Here is a 13,011-nt window from a genome sequence, read left to right as displayed (position 1 = left end):
CAGCTGGTGTCGGACAATCGTCGCCGGCGGGTTGGAGTCTGTCACCGTTATGGGCTAGTATCCCGTTGTTCCCGGTGGCACCGGGTTCCCCCCTATGTCGGACGCGACCCCTAATTCCGTTCCGCGCTTCGTGCCGTCCTGCGTGCGAGTCGCGTCATTCTGCTCTGCCCTCACTTGGCTGGGCCTGGTGGTCACGCCGAGCGCCGAGGCGCAGGGCCAAGCAGACGAGCGGCCGAGCGCGGTGGTCTTGCAGACGACGTCTGGGGCCGATCTGCGCGACCTGGCGCAAGCGACGGGTCGGCTCATCCGCGTCGAGGTCGATCGCGCCCAGGTCGTCCTCACGGCGGGCACACCAGCGCTCTATCTCGAGGACCTGCAGATGGCGCTCGGGTGCTTGGGCGAGACCCCGGAGTGCCTGACGGTGGTGGCGCAGGAGCTGGGCGTGAGTCGGCTCGTGTACGGGTCACTCGAGCGCTCGGGCGCGCGCCTCTTGCTCACCGTGGCCTACTTCGACGGGTCGCAGGTGCGCGTCGTGACGCGGGGCGTGGAGGCGCCAGCGCCGGACGCCGCCATCTTGGACACCATCCCTCCGCTGGTCCGCGAGGTCTTCGGGCTCTCGCCGCTGCCAACGGAAGCGCCCACGGTCGTCGCAGCTCCACAGCAGGCGACGCCACCCGTCGCTCGACCCACGCCATCGCCCCGGGAGCCGCGTAGCCCACAAGGAGTTCGTGCGGGTGCATACGTTTCAGCTGGTGTTGCTCTCGCGAGCCTGGGAGCCTTCGTCTATGCGGGCACGCAACATCGCGCGGCTGAAGACGACTATCGCTCGGCGACCACCGACACCCCAGCGGACGTGGACGCAGCCCTCGGGGAGCGTGAGCGCGCGATTCGGCTCGGACGTGCGGCGACCAGCATGGCGGCGGTCGCTGGGGCGAGCGCAGTGAGCGCCGTGGTGTGCGGTATCCTCGCGCGGAAGCGCAGCCAGCGCCGTGACGAGCCGGCGGTGAGCGCCAGCGTGCTCATCGGACCACGCGTCGTCGGCCTCTCCATTGGAGGTTCCCTGTGAGCACGAGGTCTCCTGCGCGCTCCAGTCGCGCACCCGTGGCCCGCATGCTCGCTCTCCTCGCCGCGGCGGCCGGCGTGAGCGGCTGCAGCGTGCCCCTCGACGCCAACCCCAACTATGGGGGCTGCGCGCGCGACGAGGACTGCAACGGCCTGGCCGAGATGTGCCACCGCGGCTTCTGCATCTCCGCTGCGTGCGAAGACGATACGCCGTTGGCGTGCTACACGGCGCAGGGCGCAGACGGCGGCATGGCGACCCCGCGGGGGGTGTGCCGCCCGGGGACGCGCGCTTGTGTCGACGGGTCCTTCGGACCCTGTCGTGGACAGGTCTTGCCTGGGATCGAGACGTGCAACGGTCTGAACGACGACTGTGACGACAACGTCGACGAGCAGCCCGAGGCGAGCTGTGAGACAGGACAGATGGGAGCCTGCAACGCTGGCATGCCCGTGTGTCAAGGGGCCGACGTGGTGTGTCGCCGCGTGTCCAACCCCACCTCCGAGATCTGCGACGGCATCGACAACGACTGCGACGGAGAGATGGATGAGGACGCCGCCGTGCACTGCTTTCCGTCTGGTGCGCTTGGCTGCACCGAGACGTCGCCGGGCAAGTTCGTGTGTCAGGGAGTGTGCGTGGCTGGCACGTCCACGTGCGACAGCGGCACGCCGGGCACGTGCAGTGGGCACGTGATCGCGCAGACCGGCGATGGCTGCACCACCGCCGGGACGGCGGTGGACGACGACTGCGACGGCCTCGTCGACGAAGACTGCGACACCTGCGGGACCCCGGGCAGCACCCAGGTCTGCTACGGCGGGCCGCCAGGGACGATCGGTGTCGGCGCTTGCGCGACTGGCGCGCAGACGTGTCTGGGGGACGGCAGCTGGACGCCGTGCAGCGCCGCGGGCCCCGAGGCCGAGACCTGCGCCAACATGTCGACCGGAGACGACCCCGCGGCTGACAACGACTGCAACGGCGTGACCGACGACATCGAAGGCCGCAACGAGCCGTGTGTCGGGGACGGCCAGGGGCGGTGCGCGTTGGGCGAGATGGACTGCGTGGACGACGCGCTCACGTGCGTCTCCCCCGATGCCATCGCCGAACTGTGCAACGGCATCGACGACGACTGCAACGGCGCGGTCGACAACGGCTTCGACCTGTTGAGCGACGAGGCGAACTGTGGCACCTGCGGCCTCGCGTGCGCGAACGGCCTCGAGTGCTGCAACGGCAAGTGCGTGAACACGGCCGTGGACGGGGCCAACTGCGGCACCTGCGGCAGCGCGGCGGGCGACGGACTGACCTGCTGCGCAGGCCGCAGCGCCGACCTCGACTCGGATGCGCTCAACTGCGGGGCGTGTGGACGCGCGTGTGGGGAAGGGCGGCAGTGCTGCGGTGGCACGTGCGTCGACACGGCACGCAACGCGGACCACTGCGGCATGTGCGGCGCGGAGTGCGACGCTGGTCAGGCGTGCTGCCAAGGCGGCTGTCGCGCACCCAGCTCCCCGCTCTGCCAGGGGTGCCCAACGGACTGCTCTGCCAACGGTGAGTCCTGCTGCATGGGCTCGTGCGTGGACACCCAGACGGATGAGCAGAGCTGCGGCTCCTGTGGAAACGCGTGCGACCCCGGTGAGCTCTGCTGCGGCGGCACATGCGTGCCGGACGACGCGGCCAACTGCGGCACGTGCGGCAACAGCTGCGGCTCGGGGAGCCTGTGCTGTGATGGCGCCTGCGTGGCCAACAACGAGCTCAACTGTGGCAGCTGCGGCAACTTCTGCGCCTCGGGCCAAGGCTGTTGCGACAACGCGTGCACCAGCCTGGGCGCCAACCCCGACCACTGCGGCAGCTGCGGCAACGACTGCACCGCAGGGCAGACCTGTACGGGCGGAGTCTGCTGTGGTCCCGGTCTGACGGGCTGCGGGGGCGCGTGTGTGGACACCGACACGGACGAGGCGCACTGCGGCGGTTGCAACAATGTTTGCGGCAACACGTGTACGGATGGTCGCTGCTGCTTCCTGGTGTTTTGCTCATGAGCTCCACCCCCGAACGAGAGCTGGATCTCGACGCCGAGCTCGCCGCTCATGGTGAGGAGCCGGACCCCATGATCGGTGCGGTGCTGGCGGGCCGCTATCGGGTTCAGCGCATCATGGGGCAGGGCGGCATGGGCGCCGTGTACAGCGCGCGGCAGGAAGCGATGGAGCGCGACGTCGCCATCAAGGTGCTGTTGCCCACCATCGCCTCGGATCGTCGCGCCACGCAGCGCTTCTTGGCGGAGGCTCGCATCGCGGGGGGCCTGGGCCACCCGAACGTGGTGGATGTGTACGACTTGGGGACGCTGGACGACGGGCGCCCGTTCCTGGTGATGCCCAAGCTGCACGGCAAGTCGCTCGCGGACGTGCTCGAGAAGCACATCCGCATCCCGCCCACGCACACGGCTGCGATCGTGCGCGCCATCGCGAGCGCGCTCGACGCGATGCACTCGCAGAACATCATCCACCGCGACCTGAAGCCGGAGAACCTGTTCCTGGCGCAGCAGCCGGACGGGACGGACGTCGTGAAGCTTCTGGACTTCGGTCTGGCCACGCTGCTCAGCGATGGGCGCGAACGCCTCACTCGTGCCGGGATGATCGTGGGTACGCCGGAGTATTTGCCGCCCGAGGCAGGCGACGGGCGCATGATCGACGCCCGAGGGGACGTGTACTCGCTGGCGTGCATCGCCTACGAGGCGCTCACGGGCTACCTGCCCATCGACGGCCCCACTCCGACGGCGCAGCTCCTCAAGAAGATGTCGGCCGACGCGCCACCGCTGTCGGCCCACGGCAAGGCGTACTCCACGCAGGTGGAGGCCGCCATTGCTCGCGGTCTCGCGCGCAGCCCCGAGGCGCGGTATCAACGCGCGGGCGACTTCGCCGACGAGTTCGTCGCGGCCATCGAGGCTTCGTTCGGCCGTGCGCCGCGGGTGCTGCGGCTCACCAAGGCCAACCTCGAGCGCATCGCCGAACCCCAGGCGGCCTCCGCTGTCACCGGCAGCCCACGCCTCTTGGTCATCCCGGGCACCTCCACCCACGTGGAGGCGGTGGATCCGACCGTCCCGATGCGGCAGGAAAAGGCGAGTGACGTGGTCCCGGTGCGGAAGCCACGCCCCGTGGCGCGCGCTGCGGCCGCCGTGGCAGGGGTGCTGCTGTTGCTGGCCGTCGGAGCGGCGGGCGGTCTGCTCCTGCGGCCCGGCGGGACCGAGGACGCGACGGTGACGCCTGTGTCCGCGGCGGTCCCGACGGCCCCCGAAGCCCCGGAAACGGAGGTGACGGTGCCTACCCCGCCCATCCCCGTGACCACCGCGCCCTCGACTCATCAGGGCCCGGAGGGCGCCCAGCAGTCCGCCCGAGAACGGCGCGCGGAAGCGCGTGGGCGCACGCCTACGGCGGCCCCGGCGTCGCGCCCCGAGCCGACCCCGGCCGCGGCGGTCGCCGTGACGCCCACGCCGAGCGCGGCTCCTGCTCCCACGGACAACTCCGAGATCCGCGGTTCGGGGGCGCAGAGCTCGCGCTCGCTCGACCGTGAGCGCGCGTCGGCGCTCGCGTCGGAGGGGACCAGCCTGCTCGTGGCAGGCCGGCTACCCGCGGCGGTCGACAAGTTCCAAGAGGCCACCCAGGCGTACCCTGGGAACGCCACGGCCTGGCGCGGCCTCGGCCTCGCGTATCAGCGCATGGGCCGCGCGCCCGAGGCCCGTCGCGCGTACGAACGCTACTTGCGACTCGCTCCCAATGCGCGGGACGCGGACATGATCCGGTCCCGGCTGAGCGAGCTTTAGGTCGAGGCCCAGAGCGCGCGCCTCACGCGGAGCGCCCGAACGTAGGACGCACATCGACGGAGTGTGGCCGCGCTGCGCGCGCGCATGCTCCCCGGGGGCGCGGGCGTTTCGCGCGTTCGCGACGTCCGAGCGTGAGCCTACGGCGCGTACAGCCGTGATGTCAGAGCCACCAGCGCAGCAGGTGCGCCCACCACGGTGCGGGTTGCTCTCGGGGTTCCCATTCGTGTTCAGCCATCCCCGCATCCTGCTCACTGCGGGCCGCGCGCCGAAATTCCTTGCGACGCGGTGCGTCGTACGTCGACTCCGGTAGGGTGTCTCGTCGTGCGCCCGAGGCGCCGACCCTCCGCGTGGAGTGCGCGCTGGTCTGATATCTTCGCGAGATGTCCACCGCCCGGTCTCCCCGTTCGCTGTGCGGGCTCGCTCGTCGCGATCGACGCTGCTGGCTCCCATCCTGTGCGCTGCTGCTCCTGGTGGGCGTACATGGCTGCGGCCACACGCCCGTCGTTCGCACGGCCGAGCCCGCGCTCGAGGCCGACGAGCTCGACGACGAGTTCGTGAGCATGTGCGAGGGCGCCGAGCCCCGTCGCGCGACCGCCGAGGAGGCGTTGGCCGTGGCCGACCCACTGCGGTGCGGTCAGGAGCCCCCGGAGCGTTCGGAGACCGTGCCCCCCACGACGGCGGCGGGCTGTCGCGCGCTCCCAGCGGCGGAGCGAGGCGCGTGTACAGGGCGCGTACGGGCTCTCGCGCGCGCTGCGGCCCCGCTGCGTCGTGCGCGCGCCGCCCAGGCTGCGGACGACTGGGTCACGGCCGTCGAGAGCTTCTCGGCCGCGCTCGAGATCGTCGCGGTCGCCGGCTACCAAGACCCCGGGCTGAAAGGCGAAGCCGCCTGGGCTCGCTTTCGTGCGCGGCAGTGGTGCGAGCTCACGCAGGACCTCGAGGAGCTCGCGTACCAGGACACGGCGGCTGACGAGGAGCCCTCGCCCATCGCGCACCTGTGCCTGAGCGCCACGCTGATCGAAGACATCGTCCTGCAGCTCGACGCGGCGCTGGCGTTGGACATGAGCGACGAGCGACGCGCCATGCTGCTCTACAACGCGGGCCGGGTGGCGTTGGCCCAACGCGACCCCGCGACGGGCGCCGAGCTCCTGCGACAGTCCTTGTGTCTGCGCCCGGACGACACCGTGCGCGAGCACTACGCGCGCGCTCTCTGGGCAGCAGGCGACGCGCAGAGTGGAGCCGAGCCGGACGCGGCGCGCGTGCTGTACGCCCAGTCGCTGCGCGTGCTGCCCGACGCGCGCGGCGCGGCCGCGGTCGCCGAGATCGAGCAGGCCCGCGTGCGGCGCTTCGCCCTCGAGAGCGCGGACGTGCCCCGCGTCGCGGACATCTACCCCAACCTCGACGAGCTGTGTCGCGCCCTCCTCGCGCCCCTCCTCAACGAGCCGCTCGCGCCCGACGACGACGTGCACGCGTGCGACGTGGACACCTGGGACACCATCGCCCGGGACGGCGAGCCCACCTGGGCCGTAGCCGTCCTGCGTCTGACGAGCCCCGAGCTGTACGACGGCCCCGAGGGCGCCCAGTACGTCGTCGCGCGCACGACCGCGGGCGTCATGGTGCTGCAGGAACTCGGCCGCGAGCACGGGGACAGCCGCCGCGAGAACGCCTACGTCGACCGCGTGTCCGTCGAGATCCTCGACGACACGCCGCGCGCCTCCGTGGCCATCACGTGGAACGCTGGCGAGGCCTCCGCCTCGGACTGCGACTGGGACGCGAGCGCGAGCGCCCGGCTCTCCCTCTGCGGCTGGGACGGACGGCGCCCACGCTGCTTCGCGAGCGCCGTGCTCGGCCCCGTCGACTACGGCAGCGAGACCATGCTCCCCACCATCCAAGAGTCCCTCGGCCACTGCGACGACGACGACTACACCCCGCCCGTCCGCTCGACCTTCGGCTACTTCCCGCTCTACCGTGTCACGGTCAACGAGCGCGAGCTGGTCGTCTTCCGGGACGACGCCGAAGACGAGTCCAACACCACCTGCCTCCCGGTCCTCGAAGCCGTCTGCGCCCTGGACTCCCGCCCCGCCACCGGCTGCCCCCCCTGACCACGCCGACCCCACGAGCCAAGTCGCGCAAGACTCACCGACCCCGCCGCGTCCGGAAGACCACGCCGACCCCACCCGCCAAGTCGCGCCAGACAACTCCGCCCATCCGCGCACAGCGCCGACCCCACCAGCCGAGTCGCGCAAGAGTCCCCCGCCCAGCTGCGCCCCCCGACCACGCCGACCCCACCAGCCAAGTCGCGCCAGACTCCCCGACCCAGCCGCGCCCCCCGACCTCCTCACGCCCAGAAGGGGCTCCCGCGAGCCCCGCCGGGCCCGCGCGCGCCACGAGCCCAAACGTCACCGAGGGAGCGGGGAGGGCCGACCACGGGCGTTGGGGGGGCCCCGTTTCAAGCGCCTCGGCGCGTCGAAACGGGGGAGGCACCACAGGGAGCGCCAGCGCGACCGGGCCCGTGGCCGGCCCTCCCCGCTCCCGTCGCGATCACCCCTGTCCCCACGCGCACCACCCGACACACCGAGCGAGACCCCCTTCGCCATCCGGCGTGACGTCTGATAACGTCCTCAGTCCACGCACGAGGAGCCCGCCCATGGAACAGACCCAGACCGCACCGTCCAAGAACGCTCACACCCCCGGCATCGCCGAGCTGGTGGAGCGCACCCGCGAGCGCTTCGACACGGGTATGACGCGCTCCCTGCGCTGGCGCTTGGCGCAGCTGGACGGGCTCAGCCGCTTCTTGGCCGAGCGCGAGAGCGAGATCTACGACGCGCTCGCGGCCGACGTGGGCAAGCCGCGCTTCGAGGCGTATCTGGCCGAGGTCGGCTTCATGAAGACCGACATCGATCACGCGAAGAAGCACCTGCGCGAGTGGGCGGCACCCGAGGAGGTGCCGACCCCGATGGTGGTGCAGCCGGGCAAGAGCGAGATCCACAAGGACCCGCTCGGCGTCGTCCTGATCATCTCGCCGTGGAACTACCCCTTTCAGCTCATGATGGCGCCCCTCGTCGGTGCCATCGCTGCGGGCAACTGCGCGGTCCTGAAGCCGTCCGAGGTGGCCCCGGCCACCAGCGCGCTGTTCGCGAAGTTCATTCCGCGCTATGTGGACCCCGACTGCTTTCCCGTCGTCGAGGGCGGCGTGCCGGAGACCACGGAGCTCTTGGCCGAGCGCTTCGATCACATCTTCTACACGGGCAACGGGAGCGTCGGTCGCATCGTCATGGCGGCCGCCGCGAAGCACCTCACGCCCGTCACCCTCGAGCTGGGCGGCAAGAGCCCTGTCATCGTCGACCGCACCGCCGATCTCGACATCGCCGCCAAGCGCATCGTGTGGTCCAAGTTCGTGAACGCGGGGCAGACCTGCGTGGCCCCCGACTACATCCTGGTCGAGGACGCCGTCCACGACGCGCTCGTGCATCGCATGGTGTCGTATGTGCGCGAGTTCTACGGCGACAACCCGCAGCACAGCCCCGACTTCGCGCGAGTGGTGAACGTGCGGCATCACCAGCGGCTCATGAAGCTGCTCGGTGCCGGCGAGGTCGTCACGGGTGGCGTGGGCGAAGAGGCAGATCGCTACCTCGCGCCCACTATCATCAAGGACGTGCCAGAGGACTCGCCGGTCATGCAGGACGAGATCTTCGGGCCCATCCTGCCCGTGCTCGCGGTGGCCACCGTCGACGCTGCCATGGCGTTCATCAACCGCCGCCCCAAGCCGCTCGCGCTCTACCTGTTCTCGAGCGACGAGCGCACGCACGACCGCGTGTTGAAGCGCACGTCGTCGGGCGGGGTCACCATCAACCACGGCTGGCTGCACCTGGGTGTGCCCGACCTGCCCTTCGGCGGTGTGGGCGAGAGCGGAATGGGCGCGTACCACGGCAAGCGCAGCTTCGACGTGTTCAGCCACCAGAAGGCCGTGCTGCGCAAGGGTACGCGAGTCGACCCGCCGGTGATGTACCCGCCCTACAGCGAGTGGAAGCAGAAGCTCGTGTCGCTGCTCACCTGAGCTCGGCCGCGGCGTGGCCCTGCGAGGATCTTGCCCCAGATGCTCGAGGGCCGCGTCGAGCCACCCCAGCTTGCCACCCCAGCTTGCCACCCCAGCTTGCCACCCTACCTCGCCAGCTCGATGAGCGCTCCGTACCGGGCCTTCGTCAGCCCTTCTTGTTGACGTCGTCGGGCGAGCCTCCGACGTGGATGTACACGCCCACGCTGGGGCGTTCGGGGCTCAAGCTGGGGCGACGCTCGGTGGCGGCCGGCGCCTGGCTCTGACCCACCAGCGTGTCCTCCGCTTCGCTGTCCGAGTCCTGGAGCCCCTGGGCCGGGCGGCTGGACTGGCGTGCGCGTGCGGCGACTTCGGCCTCCAGCTCTCGCAGGGCCTCCTGCGATGCCAACGCGAGGCTGCCCTCGCCCGTCCAGTGCTTGGGCCGCGGGGACGGACTGGGCGCGGGCGGTAGACCGTCCAGGTCAGTCGAGTGCTCACGGGGCGCGCTGGACGACCCGCGCGAGAGCGGCGGCGGCGCGCTGGTGCGCGTGCTGGGCAACGCGAACGGAGCAGACGCGTCGGAGGACATGGCGCGCTCGCGCCCCGGAGGGAACGCGTCGGCCAGGTAGGCGGCCACCCGCGCCGTCCCGAGCTGGATGCGCTGACCCGCGGCGAAGCCCTCGAGCTGACGCTGCAGCACGTCGGCGCTCGCGGGTCGCGTGTCTGGGTCTCGCGCGAGCACACCCATCAGGATCTCCTCCAGCATGGGGGGAAAGCCCGGCCGTGCGCTGCTCGCTGGCGGTGCGTCCGCGTCCATCAGGGCGCGCCGCAGGCGCTCTCCGCGGCCATCGTACAGGCGCGTGCCGGTGGCCATCTCGTACAGCAGGACCCCCAGCACGAACACGTCCGCGCGCCGGTCGGGCGCATCGTGCCCCAGCACCTGCTCGGGCGCCATGTAGCCCGCGGTGCCACGCCCGTCGCTGCCTGTGGCGTCCAGCTCCGCTCGTGGCAGCGCGCAGCCGAAGTCCATGATGCGGGCCAGCCCATCCCGGCCCAGCACCACGTTCTCCGGGGCCAGGTTGCGGTGCACCATGTGGTTCGGCTGCCCGTGGACGTTGGTGGACTCGTGAACGTGGTGCGCCGCTGCGCACAACTGGCTGATGACCGTCAGCGCGAGCCCCATCGGCAGTGGGGTCTGCCGCTCGCGCTCCATCTCCATGACCCACTTGAGCGTGGGGCCGGGGATGAACTCCAGCGCGATGAACCACGTGCCAGTGTCCTCGTCGCGGCTCAGCTCGTAGACGTGGGGAATGCTGCGCTGACGCAGCCGCGAGAGCAGCAGCGCCTCCCCTTGGAACGCGCGCAGGCTGACGCTGTCGGACGCGAGCCCGTCCTTCAGACGCTTGACCAGCACGTCGCGCAGGAACCCACCGTCGCCGTGCTGGATGGCGGCGAAGGTGTCGCACAGGTCATTGTCGCCCAGGCGACGGATGAGCTGGTAGCGTCCGAGCCTCTCTTCCATCGACCCGCAGGGTAGCCCACTTCGGGATCTGCTGCGGCGGAGAATCCATGGGTCGGGTCCGCTCAGCCCCGAGCAGGGGGGTCCGAGGGGGAGCGCTCCCGTTGTGGCGGCGGGACGGTGCCGAGCCGCTTGGCGCGGTCCTGCCACTTGGCGCGCGCCATCTCGCGCATGTCCTGCACGGCGTCGGCCTCGTCCACGATCTCCATGCCCAGCACGGTCTCGATGACGTCCTCCATGGTCACCAGGCCATCCACTCCACCGTGCTCGTCCGTGACCACGGCGATGTGCTCGCGCGAGTCCAGCATGCGCTCGAACAGCGCCGGGACGGGGAGGGTGGACGGCACCACCAGGTGGTCGCGCACGAACTCGCCCACGGTCCGCTCCTGGTCCTGCCGCGCCGCGCGCAGCAGGATCTCGTTCTTGAGGACGTAGCCGAGGATGTTGTCGATGCTCCCGCGTCCCACCGGGATGCGCGAGAAGTTCATGGCGCCAGGCTTGTCCAGCACCTCTGCCAGTGTGGTGGTCTCGTCCAGCCAGAAGACCACCGTGCGCGGCGTCATGATGTCGCGCACGCGCAGCGTCCCGCAGTGAATCAGGCTGCGCAGGATGCGCGACTCCGTGGGGTCGATGGTGCCACCCGCCTCGGCCAGCCCGGCGAGCGCCGCGATCTCGGCGCGCGAGATGGAGGGCGTCGGCACGCGCCCGCGCTTGATGAGCTTGGTGACGACGTCGCCGAGCAGCACCAGCGGCGTCAGCAGCTTGATCATGGGCGGGAGGATGAACGCGGCGAACGTGACGAAGCGCTGCCAGTACACGGCCCCCAGCGTCTTGGGGACCAGCTCCGAGCAGACCAGGATGACCAGCGTGAGCACGCCCGAGGCGACGGCCAGCGCGCCTTCGCCCCACAGCCGGGCCGCCTCCGCGCCCACGCCTGCGGCCCCGATGGTGTTGGCGACGGTGTTCAAGCTGAGGATGGCGGCCAGCGGGCGGTCGACGTCTTCCTTGAGGCGCCGCAGCTTCTGTCCCACACGGGGGTGGGTGTCCTCGTAGTGGGCCACGAAGGTGGGCGTGACGCTGAGCAGGCACGCCTCCAGCAGCGAGCACGTGAAGGAAACGACCAGCGCCACGCCGGCGTAGACGAGCAAGAGCGTCATCGGGGTGAGCTCGTGCCGGGCCCTCGCGTGCCGGGGGCCGGGGCGAGCACATGGGGGCTGGGCAGCGCGTCGGCCCCGCGGGGCAGGTGGGAGATCAGCCGCGTACCGCGCTTGTACGTGAAGTAAGCCCAGGTCCACTCGGCCAGCACCATGACGCGGTTGCGGAAGCCGATGAGGTAGATGATGTGGACGAAGCCCCACGCGAGCCACGCCAGCAAGCCGCTGGTGGTGAGCATGCGCGACTGCACCACGGCGCGGGAGCGTCCGACCGTGGCCATGATGCCTTTGTCCACGTAGCGGAACGGCTTGCGAGGCAACGAGCGGAGGTCCGAGCGGATGGTGCGCGCCACGTACTGACCTTGCTGAATGGCCACGGGCGCGAGGCCCGGCAGCGGCTCACTCTCTCCCTCGGGCACGAAGGCGGCCATGTCTCCGATGCAGAACACGTCGGGCTGGCCGAGCACCGCGCAGTGGGCGTCCACGCGCACTTGCCCGCGTCGGTTGAGCTCCACGCCGAGGCGCTGCGCCAACGACACCGGCTGCACGCCCGAGGCCCACACGACGAGCGACGACGGGATCAGCTCGCCGTCGACCACGGCGCCGTCCGCGGTCACATCCGTCACCCGCTGGCCCAGGCGCAGCTCCACGCCCAGCTCGCGCAGCTGGTCGGCCGCCGAGACCGACAGGTCGGGTCGGAAGGGGGCGAGGACGCGCGGACCCATCTCCACCAGCACGACCCGCACGTCGCTCGCGTGGATGCGCTGGTACTCGTCCACGAGCACGGTGCGCCCCAGCTCGCTGATGGCGCCAGCCATCTCGACGCCGGTCGGTCCGCCGCCGATGACCACGAAGGTCAGCAGGCGCCGCCTCACCTCGTCGTCGAGCTCTTGCTCTGCGGCTTCGAACGCCAGCAGCACGCGCTCGCGCACCTGGATGGCGTCGCGTAGGTTCTTGAGGCCCACGGTGTGCTCGGCCCAGTGGTCGTTGCCGAAGAAGTTGGTCTTGGCGCCCGCCGCGACGACCAGCCAGTCGTAGCGCAGGGCGGCACCACTCGAGAGGTGCAGCTCTTTGCGTGCCTTGTCGACCGTGAGCGCCTCTGCCAGCACCACGCGCGTGTTGGGCTGCCGCCCCACCACCGAGCGGATGGGCATCGCGATGGCCCCCGGGCTGAGGCCCGACGTGGCGACCTGATAGAGCAGCGGCTGGAAGAGGTGGTGGTTCTCGCGATCCACGACCGTGACGTCCACGTCGACGGACTGGAGACCCTGCGCAGCGTTGAGCCCGCCGAAGCCTCCTCCGATGATGACGACTTGCTTCCGTTGGCTCATGGGCGGCCTAACCATGACGCGTTTGACGGAGATGAGCCAGAGGCGTTCCGTGGTGGGTACCCGCGGCCAGAAGTGGCGCGGCTCGGCGCCCTGACGAGACGTGCCTCCCGTC

Annotated in this window: 8 protein-coding genes; 5 read left to right on the top strand and 3 right to left on the bottom strand. The window is 70.8% G+C overall.

Annotated features, from left to right (window positions below):
* Window positions 1-142: 142 nt before the first annotated feature.
* The 5 genes from H6726_05775 to H6726_05755 all read left to right on the top strand — a co-directional run bounded on the left by H6726_05775 (window position 143) and on the right by H6726_05755 (window position 8,919).
* The gene (locus H6726_05775; protein MCB9657145.1) at window positions 143-1,066 is read left to right on the top strand and encodes a hypothetical protein; all 924 of its coding nucleotides are present in this window, start codon (window positions 143-145) and stop codon (window positions 1,064-1,066) included.
* A 44-nt stretch (window positions 1,067-1,110) separates the two neighbouring features.
* Window positions 1,111-3,087 (top strand): hypothetical protein, encoded by a 1,977-nt coding sequence (locus H6726_05770; protein MCB9657144.1) that lies wholly within the window; start codon window positions 1,111-1,113, stop codon window positions 3,085-3,087.
* Window positions 3,084-4,865: a tetratricopeptide repeat protein gene (locus H6726_05765; protein ID MCB9657143.1), complete on the top strand. Its 1,782-nt coding sequence runs from the start codon at window positions 3,084-3,086 to the stop codon at window positions 4,863-4,865. The genes H6726_05770 and H6726_05765 overlap by 4 nt, the downstream gene beginning before the upstream one ends.
* Window positions 4,866-5,245: 380 nt before the next feature.
* Entirely contained in the window at window positions 5,246-6,964 is a 1,719-nt protein-coding gene (locus H6726_05760; protein MCB9657142.1) for a hypothetical protein, read from the top strand.
* A 545-nt stretch (window positions 6,965-7,509) separates the two neighbouring features.
* Entirely contained in the window at window positions 7,510-8,919 is a 1,410-nt protein-coding gene (locus H6726_05755) for an aldehyde dehydrogenase family protein (GenBank protein ID MCB9657141.1), read from the top strand.
* A gap of 145 nt (window positions 8,920-9,064) precedes the next feature.
* Here H6726_05755 and H6726_05750 read toward each other — a convergent pair whose 3' ends face one another.
* From H6726_05750 to H6726_05740, 3 genes are all read right to left on the bottom strand, one after another.
* The gene (locus tag H6726_05750) at window positions 9,065-10,417 is read right to left on the bottom strand and encodes a serine/threonine protein kinase (protein ID MCB9657140.1); all 1,353 of its coding nucleotides are present in this window, start codon (window positions 10,415-10,417) and stop codon (window positions 9,065-9,067) included.
* A gap of 62 nt (window positions 10,418-10,479) precedes the next feature.
* Entirely contained in the window at window positions 10,480-11,571 is a 1,092-nt protein-coding gene (locus tag H6726_05745; protein ID MCB9657139.1) for an HlyC/CorC family transporter, read from the bottom strand.
* On the bottom strand, window positions 11,568-12,899 hold the full coding sequence (locus tag H6726_05740) for an NAD(P)/FAD-dependent oxidoreductase (GenBank protein MCB9657138.1): 1,332 nt from the start codon (window positions 12,897-12,899) through the stop codon (window positions 11,568-11,570). The genes H6726_05745 and H6726_05740 overlap by 4 nt, the downstream gene beginning before the upstream one ends.
* Between the last annotated feature and the right edge of the window lie 112 nt (window positions 12,900-13,011).

It is taken from the genome of Sandaracinaceae bacterium (assembly GCA_020633055.1).
GTDB lineage: Bacteria > Myxococcota_A > Polyangia > Polyangiales > Houyiibacteriaceae > JADJJE01.
The sequence above is the reverse complement of the archived record's forward strand: the minus strand, read 5'-3'. Positions and strand labels throughout refer to the sequence as shown.

Bases quoted from the DNA above. Each gene is read 5' to 3' on its own strand.
- H6726_05755 (MCB9657141.1), top strand. From the start codon at position 7,510: ATGGAACAGACCCAGACCGCACCGTCCAAGAACGCTCACACCCCCGGC.
- H6726_05760 (MCB9657142.1), top strand. From the start codon at position 5,246: ATGTCCACCGCCCGGTCTCCCCGTTCGCTGTGCGGGCTCGCTCGTCGC.
- H6726_05765 (MCB9657143.1), top strand. From the start codon at position 3,084: ATGAGCTCCACCCCCGAACGAGAGCTGGATCTCGACGCCGAGCTCGCC.
- H6726_05745 (MCB9657139.1), bottom strand. From the start codon at position 11,571: ATGACGCTCTTGCTCGTCTACGCCGGCGTGGCGCTGGTCGTTTCCTTC.
- H6726_05740 (MCB9657138.1), bottom strand. From the start codon at position 12,899: ATGAGCCAACGGAAGCAAGTCGTCATCATCGGAGGAGGCTTCGGCGGG.
- H6726_05750 (MCB9657140.1), bottom strand. From the start codon at position 10,417: ATGGAAGAGAGGCTCGGACGCTACCAGCTCATCCGTCGCCTGGGCGAC.
- H6726_05770 (MCB9657144.1), top strand. From the start codon at position 1,111: ATGCTCGCTCTCCTCGCCGCGGCGGCCGGCGTGAGCGGCTGCAGCGTG.